The organism is Streptomyces sp. NPDC001678 (genome assembly GCF_042892945.1).
Lineage (GTDB): Bacteria > Actinomycetota > Actinomycetes > Streptomycetales > Streptomycetaceae > Streptomyces.
Genome location: NZ_JBIAUP010000001.1, coordinates 149323 through 164329 on the forward strand (window position 1 = coordinate 149323; position 15007 = coordinate 164329).

Annotated in this window: 11 protein-coding genes and 1 tRNA gene; 9 read left to right on the top strand and 3 right to left on the bottom strand. The window is 69.1% G+C overall.

What is annotated here, in order from left to right; all coding sequences use genetic code 11:
- Positions 1–44 precede the first annotated feature (44 nt).
- Positions 45–2702, bottom strand: coding sequence for a DNA polymerase I (gene polA / locus ACFYZR_RS00725; protein ID WP_391904316.1), 2658 nt, complete (start codon positions 2700–2702; stop codon positions 45–47).
- Between the two features lie 228 nt (positions 2703–2930).
- Between polA and ACFYZR_RS00730 the strand changes: the two genes are divergently transcribed.
- From ACFYZR_RS00730 to ACFYZR_RS00760, 7 genes are all read left to right on the top strand, one after another.
- Positions 2931–5240: an FdhF/YdeP family oxidoreductase gene (locus ACFYZR_RS00730; protein WP_391902906.1), complete on the top strand. Its 2310-nt coding sequence runs from the start codon at positions 2931–2933 to the stop codon at positions 5238–5240.
- Between the two features lie 67 nt (positions 5241–5307).
- On the top strand, positions 5308–5769 hold the full coding sequence (locus ACFYZR_RS00735; protein ID WP_391902908.1) for a PaaI family thioesterase: 462 nt from the start codon (positions 5308–5310) through the stop codon (positions 5767–5769).
- Positions 5770–6095: 326 nt separating this feature from the next.
- Entirely contained in the window at positions 6096–7340 is a 1245-nt protein-coding gene (locus tag ACFYZR_RS00740; protein WP_391902910.1) for a branched-chain amino acid ABC transporter substrate-binding protein, read from the top strand.
- A gap of 82 nt (positions 7341–7422) precedes the next feature.
- Positions 7423–8355 (top strand): branched-chain amino acid ABC transporter permease, encoded by a 933-nt coding sequence (locus tag ACFYZR_RS00745; RefSeq protein WP_391902913.1) that lies wholly within the window; start codon positions 7423–7425, stop codon positions 8353–8355.
- Between the two features lie 5 nt (positions 8356–8360).
- Positions 8361–10139 (top strand): branched-chain amino acid ABC transporter permease, encoded by a 1779-nt coding sequence (locus ACFYZR_RS00750; protein WP_391902916.1) that lies wholly within the window; start codon positions 8361–8363, stop codon positions 10137–10139.
- A gap of 5 nt (positions 10140–10144) precedes the next feature.
- Positions 10145–11026, top strand: coding sequence for an ABC transporter ATP-binding protein (locus ACFYZR_RS00755; protein WP_391902919.1), 882 nt, complete (start codon positions 10145–10147; stop codon positions 11024–11026).
- The gene (locus tag ACFYZR_RS00760; RefSeq protein WP_391902921.1) at positions 11023–11739 is read left to right on the top strand and encodes an ABC transporter ATP-binding protein; all 717 of its coding nucleotides are present in this window, start codon (positions 11023–11025) and stop codon (positions 11737–11739) included. The genes ACFYZR_RS00755 and ACFYZR_RS00760 overlap by 4 nt, the downstream gene beginning before the upstream one ends.
- 69 nt (positions 11740–11808) lie before the next feature.
- On the opposite strand, the gene ACFYZR_RS00765 is transcribed toward ACFYZR_RS00760, so the two are convergent.
- Positions 11809–12459, bottom strand: a complete 651-nt coding sequence (locus ACFYZR_RS00765; RefSeq protein WP_391902924.1) for an ANTAR domain-containing response regulator — start codon at positions 12457–12459, stop codon at positions 11809–11811.
- A 97-nt stretch (positions 12460–12556) separates the two neighbouring features.
- Between ACFYZR_RS00765 and ACFYZR_RS00770 the strand changes: the two genes are divergently transcribed.
- A tRNA-Leu gene (locus tag ACFYZR_RS00770) sits at positions 12557–12631 on the top strand.
- A gap of 119 nt (positions 12632–12750) precedes the next feature.
- A complete protein-coding gene (locus ACFYZR_RS00775; protein ID WP_391902927.1) occupies positions 12751–13512 on the top strand; it encodes a transcriptional regulator in 762 nt (253 codons plus the stop codon).
- On the opposite strand, the gene pyk is transcribed toward ACFYZR_RS00775, so the two are convergent.
- Complete coding sequence (pyk, locus tag ACFYZR_RS00780) at positions 13509–14948, bottom strand: pyruvate kinase (protein WP_391902930.1); 1440 nt, start codon at positions 14946–14948, stop codon at positions 13509–13511. The two genes, ACFYZR_RS00775 and pyk, sit on opposite strands and share 4 nt — an antisense overlap.
- Positions 14949–15007: the final 59 nt, after the last annotated feature.

A 15007-nucleotide genomic window follows, 5' to 3' on the forward strand; every position in this document is an offset into this window, starting at 1 on the left:
ACGATCGTCCAGGGACGGGCCGTACGGCACCGGATGCGCGGGCGTCAGTGCGCGGCGGACTCCCAGTCCCCGCCGACACCCACGGACACGTCCAGCGGGGCGCGCAGCTCGACGGCACCGGCCATCTCGCGACGGACCAGCTCCTCGACCTTCTCCCGCTCCCCCGGCGCGATCTCCAGCACGATTTCGTCGTGCACCTGGAGCAGCATCCGGGAGGCGAGCTTCTCCGCCGCCAGGGCCTCGGCCACCCGCAGCATCGCGATCTTGACGATGTCGGCGGCCGTGCCCTGGATCGGGGCGTTCAACGCCATCCGCTCGGCCATCTCACGCCGCTGCCGGTTGTCGCTGTTGAGATCCGGCAGGTAACGGCGACGGCCCAGCATCGTCTCCGTGTAGCCCGTGGCCCGGGCCTCCTCCACGACGCGCTGGAGGTAGTCGCGCACCCCGCCGAAGCGCTCGAAGAACGTGTCCATCAGACGACGCGCCTCGTCCGGCATGATGTTCAGCTGCTGCGAGAGCCCGAACGCCGACAGCCCGTACGCCAGGCCGTACGACATCGCCTTGATCTTGCGGCGCATCTCGGGGTCGACCTCGCTCTTGGCGACGCCGAACACCTGGGAGGCGACCGTCGTGTGAAGGTCCTCGCCCGAGGCGAACGCCTCGATCAGGCCCTCGTCCTCGGAGAGGTGGGCCATCACCCGCAGCTCGATCTGGCTGTAGTCGGCGGTCATCAGCGACTCGAAGCCCTCACCGACCACGAAACCCCGGCGGATGGCACGGCCCTCGTCCGTCCGCACCGGGATGTTCTGGAGATTGGGATCGGTGGAGGACAGCCGGCCCGTGGCCGCCACGGTCTGGTTGAACGTGGTGTGGATCCGGCCGTCGGTGGCGATCGCCTTGATCAGGCCCTCGACCGTGGACCGCAGCTTGGACTGCTCACGGTGGCGCAGCATGATCACCGGAAGCTCGTTGTCCGTCTGCCCGGCGAGCCAGGCCAGCGCGTCCGCGTCCGTGGTGTAACCGGTCTTGGTCTTCTTCGTCTTGGGCAGGCCCAGCTCGCCGAAGAGGACCTCCTGGAGCTGCTTGGGCGAGCCCAGGTTGAACTCGCGGCCCGCCGCCAGATGCGCCGACTCCACCGCCTGCTGCACGGCAGCGGCGAACTGCTGCTCCATGCGCTCCAGCCAGCCCCGGTCGGCGGCGATGCCCGCGCGCTCACAGGCGGACAGCACGGCGCTCGTCGGCAGCTCCACATTGGTCAGCAGCTTCGCGGCACCCACCTCCACGAGCCGCCCCTCGAACGCGCCGCCCAGGTCCAGCACCGTACGGGCGCGGCCCATCAGCGCGTCCGCCTCGGCCTGCTCGTCGGCGCCGAACGCCAGCTGGCCGTCACCGGCCGCGGCCGTGGCGAGCTCACGCCCCAGGTACTCCACCGACAGCGCGTCCAGCGCGAACGACCGGCGCCCCGGCTTGACCAGGTACGCGGCCAGCGCCGTGTCCATCGTCACGCCCTCGACCGACCAGCCGTGATCGGCGAAGACCCGCATCGCGGCCTTCGCGTCGTGCATCACCTTGGGCCGCTCCGGATCCGCGCACCACTCGGCGAACGCCCGCTCGTCGGCCTCGTCCAGCTCCGCCGGGTCGAACCACACGGCCGGGCCCTCGCCCGTCGCCAGCGCGATCTCCGCGACCCGGCCGCTGCCCCGCGACCACGAATCCACGATCGCCACACCCAGCGGACCCGCACCGTGCTCGGCCAGCCACGGCGCCAGCCCGCCCGTGGCCAGCACCACGCCGTCGACCTCGGCGCCCGCCTCCGGAGCCGCCTCCTCGACGGACTCCCCACCCGGGTCGGCCGCCAGCAGCCGGTCCCGCAGCCCCTGGTTGCGGATCTCCAGCCCCTCCAGGAACGCCACCAGCGCCGCCCGGTCGTAGGCCGCGCGCTCCAGGTCGTCCGGATGCGTGGACAGCCGCACGTCCCGCACCATCTCCGTCAGCCGGCGGTTGAGCTTGACCGCCTCCAGGTGGTCACGCAGATTCTGCCCGGCCTTGCCCTTGACCTCGTCGACCCGCTCGACGAGCTCCGCGAACGAACCGAACTGGTTGATCCACTTCGCGGCCGTCTTCTCACCGACACCCGGGATGCCCGGCAGATTGTCCGACGGGTCGCCGCGCAGCGCCGCGAAGTCCGGATACTGCGCCGGGGACAGCCCGTACTTCTCCTGCACCTTCTCCGGAGTGAAACGCGTCAGCTCCGACACGCCCTTCGTCGGGTACAGCACCGTGACCGCGTCGGTGATCAGCTGGAAGGAATCCCGGTCGCCCGTGACGATCGAGACCTCGAAGCCCTCGGCCTCCGCCTCCGTCGCCAGCGTGGCGATGACGTCGTCGGCCTCGAAGCCGTCGACGGCGAAACGCCGGACGTTCATCGCGTCCAGCAGCTCGCCGATCAGCGTCACCTGCCCCTTGAACTCGTCCGGGGTCGCCGAACGCGTCGCCTTGTACTCCGGGAACTCCTCCGAGCGCCACGTCTTGCGCGACACGTCGAACGCCACCGCGAAATGCGTAGGCCGCTCATCACGCAGCGTATTGGCCAGCATCGACGCGAAGCCGTACACCGCGTTCGTCGTCTGACCGGACGACGTCGTGAAGTTCTCCGCGGGCAGCGCGAAGAACGCCCGGTACGCCATGGAGTGCCCGTCCATCAACAGCAGACGGGGACGGCCTCCCCCGGCGTCGCCGGTCGGGTCGTTCGCTTCGGTCGGGGTATTCGATGCCTTGGATGCCACGCCCCCGATCCTGCCACGGCCCACTGACAATCCCGACCGCCCCGCGCCCCGGTCACCCTCACCACCGCCACCGTCGCACCCCCGTGACAGGATCGGCACCCCACGCACGTCCCAAGATCCACCGAGCGCTCAAGGGAGAGCGAGATGGCAGGCAAGCCGCCCACCGGCGACCCCGTACAGGACGCACCGAGCGTCACCGCCCCGCAGCACGCCGCCGCCGGGCTGCCCGCCATCGCCCACTCACTGCGCATGGCCCACGAACAGATGGGCGTCCGCCGCACCGCCCTGACCCTCCTCCAGGTCAACCAGAAGAACGGCTTCGACTGTCCCGGCTGCGCCTGGCCCGAGCCCGAGAAGCGCCACACCGCCGAATTCTGCGAGAACGGCGCCAAGGCCGTCGCCGAGGAGGCCACCCTCCGCCGCGTCACCCCTGCCTTCTTCGCCGCCCACCCCGTCGCCGACCTCGCCGACCGCAGCGGCTACTGGCTCGGCCAGCAGGGCCGCCTCACCCACCCCATGTACCTGGCCGAAGGCGCCACCGCCTACGAACCCGTCACCTGGGAACGCGCCTTCGACATCATCGCCGAGGAGCTCCACGCCCTCGACACCCCCGACGAAGCCGTCTTCTACACCTCCGGCCGCACCAGCAACGAAGCCGCCTTCCTCTACCAGCTCTTCGCCCGCGAGTTCGGCACCAACAACCTGCCCGACTGCTCCAACATGTGCCACGAGTCCTCCGGCTCCGCACTCACCGAGACCATCGGCATCGGCAAGGGCAGCGTCCTGCTGGAAGACCTCTACAAGGCCGACCTGATCATCGTCGCCGGGCAGAACCCCGGCACCAACCACCCCCGCATGCTCAGCGCCCTGGAGAAGGCCAAGCACGGCGGCACCCGGATCATCACCGTCAACCCCCTCCCCGAGGCGGGCCTGGAACGCTTCAAGAACCCGCAGAACGCCCGCGGCCTCGCCGCCGGCGGCACCCCCCTCACCGACCTCTTCCTCCAGATCCGCCTCGGCGGCGACCAGGCGCTCTTCCGCCTCCTCAACCGGCTGATCCTGGAGACCGAAGGCGCCGTCGACACCGCCTTCGTCGACGAGCACACCCACGGCTTCGACGACTTCGCCCGCGCCGCCCGCGCCGCCGACTGGGACGAGACCCTCCGCGCCACCGGACTGCGCCGCGAGGAGATCGAGACCGCCCTGCGCATGGTCCTCCAGTCGAAGCGCGTCATCGTCTGCTGGGCCATGGGCCTCACCCAGCACAAGCACGCCGTACCCACCATCAAGGAAGTCGTCAACTTCCTCCTCCTGCGCGGCAACATCGGCCGCCCCGGCGCCGGCGTCTGCCCCGTCCGCGGCCACAGCAACGTCCAGGGCGACCGCACCATGGGCATCTTCGAACGCCCCGCCCCCGCCTTCCTCGACGCCCTCGAGAAGGAATTCGGCTTCACCCCGCCCCGCGCACACGGCCTCGACGTCGTCCGCGCCATCCGCGCCCTGCGCGACGGACAGGCCAAGGTCTTCTTCGCCATGGGCGGCAACTTCGTCTCCGCCACACCCGACACCGACGTCACCGAAGCCGCCGTCCGCCGCGCCCGGCTCACCGTCCACGTCTCCACCAAGCTCAACCGCTCCCACGTGATCACCGGCGCCCGCGCCCTGATCCTCCCCACCCTCGGCCGCACCGAACGCGACCGGCAGCACACCGGCGACCAGTTCGTCACCGTCGAGGACTCCATGGGCATGGTCCACGCCTCCCGCGGCCGCCTCGAACCCGCGAGCCCCCAGCTCCTCTCCGAGCCCGCCATCGTCTGCCGCCTCGCCCGCCGCACCCTCGGCACCACCAGCCCCACCCCCTGGGAGGACTTCGAGCAGGACTACGCGACGATCCGCGACCGCATCGCCCGCGTCATCCCCGGCTTCGAGGACTTCAACGCCCGCGTCGCACGCCCCGGCGGCTTCACCCTCCCCCACGCCCCCCGCGACAGCCGCACCTTCCCCACCACCACGGGCAAGGCCAACTTCACCGCAGCCCCCGTCGAACACCCCCACGTCCCCGAAGGCCGGCTGCTCCTCCAGACCCTCCGCTCCCACGACCAGTACAACACCACCATCTACGGCCTCGACGACCGCTACCGCGGCATCAAGAACGGCCGCCGCGTCGTCCTCCTCCACCCCGACGACGCCCACGCCCACGACCTCGCCGACGGCGCCTACGCCGACCTCGTCAGCGAATGGACCGACGGCACCGAACGCCGCGCCCCCGGCTTCCGCGTCGTCCACTACCCCACGGCCCGCGGCTGCGCCGCCGCCTACTACCCCGAGACCAACGTCCTCGTCCCCCTCGACCACACCGCCGACACCAGCAACACCCCCGCCAGCAAGTCCATCGTCATCCGGCTCGAGCCGAGCGAAGGGCGAGCAGCGGAAAAGGGAGATCACAACAGTTGACGGACGGACCGTCGAGCTGAAAAAAATTTCACACCACAACGACCAAGGGTGATCGGAGCCGCGCGTCATGGGCGAGCACAGCAAGACCACGTTCCCGCAGGAGATCCTCGACCAGTGGGCCGACAGCGGGCTCGACCTCAACGCCCTGTTCTCCGCCGGTCACCTGGGCGAGCGCATGAGCGTCACCGTCGTCGAGGCCTCCCCCGAGCGCGTCGTCGGCACCATGCCCGTCGAGGGCAACACCCAGCCCTACGGCCTGCTCCACGGCGGCGCCTCCGCCGTCCTCGCCGAGACCCTGGGCTCGGTCGGCGCCATGCTCCACGGCGGGCCGACCCGGATCGCCGTCGGCGTCGACCTCAACTGCACCCACCACCGCGGCGTCCGCTCCGGCCTCGTCACCGGCGTCGCCACCCCCGTCCACCGGGGACGCACCTCCGCCACCTACGAGATCGTCATCACCGACGAGCAGGACCGCCGCGTCTGCTCCGCCCGCCTCACCTGCGTCATCCGCGAGCAGACGACCAGCTGAACGACCAACTGACGGACACAACGCAGCACCGTCACGACGGCCGGCCACGGAACCCCGTGGCCGGCTTTCGCACACCCTGACGCCCGACGACGACCGGAAAGCGGAGTGTGATCTCCGTCATAACAAGAAAGTCACAGCATCGTCGTCACCTCTGCCCGACCCCCGCGCGCACCCCCTAAAGTCGCGGCACACCGTGACCGCCGGGCCGTTCGTCCAGCACACCGCAGCCATCCGCACAGCACCTTCCCGCCCCCCGCGCCCGATCCGCCCGGCGAGCGACACGGCACCTCTCCATCAGGCCACCGCGCCAGGGAAAGGACTTAAGCGTGCGCCACCGTTCCCTCGTCATCCTCACCGCCGCGCTCACCACCGGAGCCCTCGCCCTCGCCGCCTGCGGATCACGCGACGCCGACAGCGCCAAGGACAACGGCACCGGCGACGGCGGCACGAAGACCACCGTGACCATCGGCGTCGACGCCCCGCTGACCGGCTCGCTCTCCCCGTTCGGACAGGGCATCAAGAACTCCGTCGACCTCGCCGTACGCACCGCCAACAAGAACAACGAGGTCAAGGGCGTCACCTTCAAGACCACCGCCCTCGACGACCAGGCCGTCCCCGGCACCGGACAGCAGAACGCCGCCAAACTCGTCGCCGACAAGGACGTCGTCGGCGTCGTCGGCCCCATGAACTCCGGCGTCGCCCAGTCCATGCAGGGCGTCTTCGCCAAGGCCGACCTCACCCAGGTCTCCCCCGCCAACACCAACCCCGCCCTCACCCAGGGCGACAACTGGGCCAAGGGCGAGAAGAACCGTCCCTTCAAGACCTACTTCCGCACCGCCACCACCGACATCATCCAGGGCCGCTTCGCCGCCCAGTACCTCTACAAGGACGCCAAGAAGAAAAAGGCCTTCGTCGTCGACGACAAACAGACCTACGGCGTCGGGATCGCCGCCATCTTCGCCCAGGAATTCAAACGCCTCGGCGGCGAGATCGCCGGCACCGACCACCTCACGGTCAAGGAGACCGACTTCTCCGGCATCGCCAACAAAATCAAGACCTCCGGCGCCGACTCCGTCTACTTCGGCGGCCAGTTCCCCGAAGCCGGCCTCCTCTCCGACCAGGTCAAGAAAGCCGGCGCCCGCATCCCCCTCATGGGCGGCGACGGCATCTACAACCCCGGCTTCATCACCGCCTCCGGCGAATCCAACGACGGCGACCTCGCCACCTCCGTCGGCTACCCCGTCGAAGAACTCGACTCCGCCAAGAAATTCGTCCAGGGCTACAAGGACGCCGGCTACAAGGACCCCTACGCCACCTACGGCGGATACTCCTACGACGCCGCCTGGGCCATCGTCCAGGCCGTCAAGAAGACCGTCGAGGACAACAAGGGCAAACTCCCCGCCGACGCCCGCACCAAAATCCTCGACGCCATGAGCAAGGTCTCCTTCGACGGCGTCACTGGAAAAGTCTCCTTCGACCAGTACGGCGACACCACCAACAAACAACTGACCGTCTACCAGGTCGTAGGCGACACCTGGAAATCCGTGAAGAGCGCCACCTTCCAGGACTGACCGGGCCGCCCGCGCGAAGGCACCCGCACCCCCGCACACCCTCGCGCGGCACCGCCCACCACACCCGACGGGGAGGCACGCGGTGCACGAACTGCCGCAGACACTGGTCAGCGGACTCGCACTGGGAACGCTCTACGGCCTCATAGCCATCGGCTACACGATGGTCTACGGCATCGTCCAGCTCATCAACTTCGCCCACGGCGAGATCGTCATGATCGGAGGCTTCGGCGCCCTCACCGTCCGGCTCTGGCTCCCCGGCACCGTCCCCCTCGCCGCCGCCCTCCCCCTGATGCTCCTCGGCGGCGCCCTCACCTCCGTCGCCGTCGCCACCGCCGCCGAACGCTTCGCCTACCGCCCCCTCCGCGACGCCCCCCGCCTCGCCCCCCTCATCACCGCGATCGGCCTGTCCATCGCACTCCAGCAACTCGTCTGGGCCTTCTACCCCGACGCCAAGAAATCCCGCAGCTTCCCCCAGTTCCACGGCGACGCCTTCGAACTCACCGGCAACATCCACCTCCAGCGCGACGACGTCTTCGTCCTCGTCGCCGCACCCCTGTGCATGCTCGCCCTCGGCCTCTTCGTCGCCAAAAGCCGCACCGGACGCGCCATGCAGGCCACCGCCCAGGACCCCGACACCGCCCGGCTCATGGGCATCGACACCAACCGCATCATCGTCCTCGCCTTCGCCATCGGCGGCGCCTTCGCAGCCGTCGCCGCCGTCGCCCAAGGACTCCGTGCCGGCCAGATCAACTTCGAGATGGGCTTCATCCTCGGCCTCAAGGCCTTCACCGCCGCCGTCCTCGGCGGCATCGGCAACATCTACGGCGCCATGCTCGGCGGCGTCGTCCTCGGCATCGCCGAAACGGCCTCCACCACCTACATCCAGCACATCCCCGGAATGCAACAGCTCGGCGGCGGAGGCTGGAAGGACGTCTGGGCCTTCGTCCTGCTCATCGTCGTCCTCCTCGTACGGCCACAAGGACTGCTCGGCGAACGCGTCGCGGATCGGGCGTGAGACCCATGACCCCACAACACCACCACACCGGCACCACCAGCCGCGCCATCCCCCGGCTCACCCTCCCCCTCGTCCCCCTCCCCCTCACCACCGCCAGAATCCTCACCGCCGGCGGAGCCCTCCTCACCCTCCTCTCCACCTTCCTCCCCTGGACCTGGACCCGCGCCTTCCCCGGCAACCTCACCGTCACCGGCTACCCCGGTGGCCTCCAGATCCTCACCCTCACCGGCGCCAACCTCACCCTCGCCCACCTCCTCGCCACCACCGGCCTCCCCGGCCTCCGCTGGCTGGCCCCCTCCGGCCGCCACACCGCCACCCTCCACCTGGCCGCCGGCACCCTGGCCACCACCTGGTACACCCTCATCGCCATCGCCACCCGCCTCGGCGGACTCGTCAACCTCGAACCCGGCGGCTACCTCGCCGGAGCAGCCGCCCTCGCCACCCTCACCGGCGCCCTCGCGCTCCCCAACACCCCCGCGCGCCCCCTGCCACCGGCCCGCGCCCTCCCCGCACGGGCCGAAATCCTCATCATCGCGGCCGTGTTCGGACTCGCCCTCCAAGTCCTCACCTACGGCATCGGCACCGCCTACGGCGAACTCTTCACCGGCTTCCTGCTGCTCACCGGCTTCACCACCGCCGCGCTCTTCACCAGCGGACTGGGCGCCCGGCTCACCGACCTCACCCACCGCCACCGCCGCGTCACCCTCACCGCGGCCCTCGTCACCGCCGTCCTCTTCCCCCTCACCCAGGACACCGACGAATACACCCTCATCATCGTCAACATCCTCATCTTCTCCACCGTCGCCCTCGGCCTGAACGTCGTCGTCGGCCTCGCCGGCCTCCTCGACCTCGGCTACGTGGCGTTCCTCGGCGTCGGCGCCTACACCGCCGCCCTCGTCTCCGGCTCCACCGCCTCCACCCTCCACATCCACTTCCCCTTCTGGGCCGCCGTCCTCACCGGCGCCGCCGCCTCCCTCGTCTTCGGCGTCGTCATCGGCGCCCCCACCCTCCGGCTCCGCGGCGACTACCTCGCCATCGTCACCCTCGGCTTCGGCGAGATCTTCCGCATCGCCGTCGGCAACCTCAACGGAGAATCCGGCCCCTCACTCACCAACGGCCCCAACGGCATCCCCAACATCCCCGACCTCGCCATCCTCGGCTACGACTTCGGCGCCAAACACTCCCTCGGCAGCCTCACCCTCACCCCCTTCGCCAACTACTACCTCCTGATGCTCTTCTTCACCGCCCTCGTCGTCCTCGTCTTCAGCCGCGCCGGAAACTCCCGCATAGGCCGCGCCTGGGTCGCCATCCGCGAGGACGAAACCGCCGCCACCGCCATGGGCATCAACGGCTTCCGCCTCAAACTCATCGCCTTCGCCCTCGGCGCCACCCTCGCCGGACTCGCCGGCACCGTCCAGGCCCACGTCGCCTACACCGTCGTCCCCGAGCAATACGTCTTCGCCGGGCCCGTACCGCCCAACTCCGCCTTCCTCCTCGCCGCCGTCATCCTCGGCGGCATGGGCACCATCACCGGCCCCCTCCTCGGCGCCGCACTGCTCTACCTCATCCCCGCCAAACTCCAGTTCCTCCAGGACTACCAACTCCTCGCCTTCGGCCTCGCCCTCATCCTCCTCATGCGCTTCCGGCCCGAAGGGATCATCCCCAACCGCCGCCGGCAGCTGGAGTTCCACGAAGCCGAGACCGCCCCGGGCACGGGCACCGGTACGGGCAGGGGCACGGGCACGGGCACCGACGGCAGCCGGCTCACCGAGGCGGAGGCATAGCCACCATGACCACCACGACCGCCACCGCCGCCACCGCCGCCCCCGTCCTCACCGCCACCGGCGTCACCATGCGCTTCGGCGGACTCACCGCCGTACGAGCCGTCGACCTCACCGTCCGAGAAGGTCAGATCGTCGGACTCATCGGCCCCAACGGCGCCGGAAAAACCACCTTCTTCAACTGCCTCACCGGCCTCTACACCCCCACCGAAGGCACCGTCACCTACCGCGACACCGTCCTCCCGCCCAAACCCCACCTCGTCACCCAAGCCGGCATCGCCCGCACCTTCCAGAACATCCGTCTCTTCGCCAATATGACCGTCCTCGAAAACGTCCTCGTCGGCCGCCACACCCGCACCAAAGAAGGCCTCCTCTCCGCCCTCCTCCGCGGCCCCGCCTTCCGCCGCGCCGAAAAGGCATCCGAAGAACGCGCCATGGAACTCCTCGAATTCACCGGCCTGGCCACCAAACGCGACCACCTCGCCCGCAACCTCCCCTACGGCGAACAACGCAGACTCGAAATCGCCCGCGCCCTCGCCAGCGACCCCGGCCTGCTCCTCCTCGACGAACCCACCGCCGGAATGAACCCCCAGGAGACCCGCGACACCGAAGGACTCGTCCTCGCCATCCGCGACCAGGGCACCGCCGTCCTCGTCATCGAGCACGACATGCGCTTCATCTTCAACCTCTGCGACCACGTCGCCGTGCTGGTACAGGGCGAAAAACTGGTGGAAGGCACACCCGAGACCGTCCAGCGCGACGAACGCGTCATCGCCGCCTATCTCGGCACCCCCTTCGAAGGCGCACCGGGCCAGGCGGAAGCCGCGGAAGTCCAAGCGGCCGAAGCCCAAGCGGCGGAAGCCCACGCCGCAGAGGAGACCGACCGATGACCGCCCTCCTCGAAGTCGAGGACCTCCACGTCGCCTACGGCAAGATCGAAGCCGTCAAAGGCATCTCGTTCACCGTCGACACCGGCCAGGTCGTCACCCTCATCGGCACCAACGGCGCCGGCAAGACCACCACCCTCCGCACCCTCTCCGGCCTCCTCACCCCCCGCTCCGGCACCATCCGCTTCGACGGACAACCCCTCACCGGCATCCCCGCCCACAAGATCGTCGCCCTCGGCCTCGCCCACTCCCCCGAAGGCCGCCACATCTTCCCCCGCCTCACCATCGCCGAGAACCTCCAGCTCGGAGCCTTCCTCCGCAAGGACGGCGAGGGCATCGCACAGGACGTCCGACGCGTCTACGAGCTCTTCCCGATCCTGGGCGAACGAGCACGCCAGGCGGCCGGCACGCTCTCCGGCGGCGAACAGCAGATGCTGGCGATGGGGCGCGCCCTGATGTCCCGGCCCAAGCTGCTCATGCTCGACGAGCCCTCCATGGGCCTCTCCCCGATCATGATGCGGAAGATCATGGACACCATCACCGAGCTCAAGGCCACCGGCACCACGATCCTGCTCGTCGAACAGAACGCCCAGGCCGCGCTCGGCCTCGCCGACCGGGGGCACGTCATGGAGACCGGCCGGATCGTCCTCTCCGGAACGGGGGCCGACCTGCTCCACGACGAGTCGGTACGCAAGGCGTACCTCGGAGAGGACTGACCGGGCACGCAAAAGGGCCCGTGTCCGGTGACCGGACACGGGCCCTTCATCAGTCATCAGCGCTGAGGCCTACTGCTCCTTGGACGCCTTCTTCTCCCGGGCGTCCTCGATGACCGCCTCGGCCACCTGCTGCATGGACAGCCGACGGTCCATCGACGTCTTCTGGATCCACCGGAACGCGGCGGGCTCGGTCAGCCCGTACTGCGTCTGGAGAATGCTCTTCGCCCGGTCCACGAGCTTCCGCGTCTCCAGGCGCTGCGCGAGGTCGGCGACCTCCTGCTCCAGCGCCTTCATCTCGGTGAAGCGGGAGACCGCCATCTCGATGGCGGGCACGACATCGCTCTTGCTGAACGGCTTCACGAGGTAGGCCATGGCCCCGGCGTCCCGGGCCCGCTCCACGAGGTCGCGCTGCGAGAACGCGGTGAGCATCAGCACCGGGGCGATCGACTCGGACGCGATCCGCTCGGCGGCGGAGATCCCGTCGAGGACCGGCATCTTCACATCGAGGATCACCAGATCCGGCTTGTGCTCGCGCGCCAGCGCCACGGCGGTCTCACCGTCGCCCGCCTCACCGACGACGGAGTAGCCCTCCTCCTCGAGCATCTCCTTGAGGTCGAGACGGATCAGGGCCTCGTCCTCGGCGATCACGACACGGGTGACGTGCGGAGGGGTGTGCTGCGGCTCGTCGTCGACGGGCGGCGTGGGCTCGGCGGCGGTCACGGGTCTCCTTGGTACGGGCAAGTGCTGCTCGCATGAGCCTACCTACGTCATGTAGTTTTGAGCACTGAGGGGGTATAGACTCTCCTTGGATTGCAAGGCCCCGGTAGCCCAATTGGCAGCAGGCAATGGATTCAAAACCCATACAGTGTCGGTTCGAATCCGACCCGGGGCACTTCACCTTCGATTCGAAGGAACGCTAGCACTTCCAACGCTTGGGGATCTTCACTCCTTGCGGTGAACATAACTTCGAATCCTGTCTTCCGCACCAGCACTGCGGCCACGCTCGTCTCTATGTACGACATCGAAACGCGTCGGCGTGCGCTCGCTCTCGTCGGTCAAGGCCGCAGCCTCAATTCCGTGAGCGAGGAGACCGGGATCTCCCGGTACACGCTCCGTTCATGGCAGACGAGGATCGAGCCGCTCGCACGCCCGGCCTCGACCTGCTCCCGTTGCGGACCCGATCCACGCCCTCCCGACGATCCCGCCGCGTACGCGTACCTGCTCGGCCTCTACCTCGGGGACGGCTGCGTCAGCAGACAGCCGAGCGGCACCTACGCCCTCCGCATCGCCTGCGCGGACGCATGGCCCGGGCTGATCACGGCCTGTCGCGACGCGATGAAGAGCGTCCGCCCGGAGAACAGCGTGTGCGTCGTCCAGAAGCCGGGCTGCGTCTCGGTGGGCAGCACCAGCCGTCACTGGCCGTGCCTCTTCCCTCAACACGGCCCCGGCAAGAAGCACGAGCGCAAGATCAGCCTCGAACCCTGGCAGCAGCAGATCACGGACACCCACCCCTGGGAGCTCGTACGCGGCCTCGTCCACTCCGATGGATGCCGCATCACCAACTGGGCCACCCGGACCGTCCGTGGCAGCGTCAAACGCTACGAATACCCGCGCTACTTCTTCACCAACAAGTCCGAGGACATCCGGCGGCTGTACACCGACACCCTCGACAGACTCGGCGTCAGCTGGAAGCAGGCCAACGCCCAGAACGTCTCTGTCGCCCGCAAAGCCTCCGTCGCCCTCATGGACACCCACATAGGCCCCAAGTACTAGAGCTCCTTCGGCGCGTCGTCCTCCCCGATGTGGTGCACCCGCACCAGGTTCGTGGTCCCCGCCATGCCCGGCGGGGAGCCCGCCGTGATGATGACCATGTCGCCCTGGCGACAGCGCCCGATCCGCAGCAGGTACTCGTCCACCTGGTCGACCATCTCGTCCGTCGTCTCGACGACCGGGCCGAGGAACGTCTCCACGCCCCACGTCAGATTCAGCATCGCCCGCGTCGCCGGCTCCGGCGTGAACGCCAGCAAGGGGATCGGTGAGCGGTAGCGCGAAAGGCGCCGGGCCGTATCACCGGATTGAGTGAAGGCTACAAGGAACGTCGCGCCGAGGAAGTCGCCCATTTCGGCCGCCGCGCGGGCGACCGCGCCGCCCTGGGTGCGGGGCTTGCTGCGCTCGGTCAGGGGTGGGAGGCCCTTGGCGAGGATGTCCTCCTCCGCCGCGATGACGATGCGGCCCATCGTGCGCACCGTCTCGACGGGGTACTTCCCGACGCTCGTCTCGCCGCTGAGCATCACCGCGTCCGTGCCGTCGATGACGGCGTTGGCGACGTCGGAGGCCTCGGCGCGAGTGGGGCGGGAGGCGTCGATCATCGAGTCGAGCATCTGGGTGGCGACGATGACCGGCTTGGCGTTGCGCTTGGCGAGTTTGATGGCGCGCTTCTGGACGATGGGAACGGATTCCAGGGGCATTTCGACGCCGAGGTCGCCGCGGGCGACCATGATGCCGTCGAAGGCGGCGACGATGCCGTCGAGGTTGTCGACGGCCTGGGGCTTTTCGATCTTGGCGATGACGGGGAGGCGGCGGCCTTCCTCGTTCATGACGCGGTGGGCGTCCTCGATGTCGCGTGCGCTGCGGACGAAGGAGAGGGCGATGACGTCGGCGCCGGTCCTGATGGCCCAGCGGAGGTCGTCGATGTCCTTGTCGGAGAGGGCGGGGACGGAGACGGCGACGCCGGGGAGGTTGAGGCCCTTGTGGTCGGAGACCATGCCGCCTTCGAGGACGAGGGTCTTGACGCGGGGGCCGGTGACCTGGACGACTTCGAGGGTGACGCGTCCGTCGTCGACGAGGATGCGTTCGCCCTTGGTGACGTCGGCGGCGAGGCCGTTGTAGGTGGTGCCGCACTGGTGGCGGTCGCCTTCGACGTCTTCGACGGTGATGGTGAATTCGTCGCCGCGTTCAAGGAGTACGGGGCCTTCGCGGAATCGGCCCAGGCGGATCTTCGGGCCTTGAAGGTCGGCGAGGACGGCGACGTTGCGGCCGGTTTCCTCCGCTGCCTTGCGTACCCGCTGGTAGCGCGCTTCGTGGTCGGCGTACGTGCCATGGCTGAGGTTGAAGCGGGCGACGTCCATGCCGGCTTCCACGAGTGCCTTGATCTGCTCGTACGAGTCGGTGGCGGGCCCAAGGGTGCAGACGATTTTCGCTCGGCGCATGGCACGACCTTATGACCTACCGGTGGGTAGAGAATTGGCCCGCCGCAACCGTCCAACGT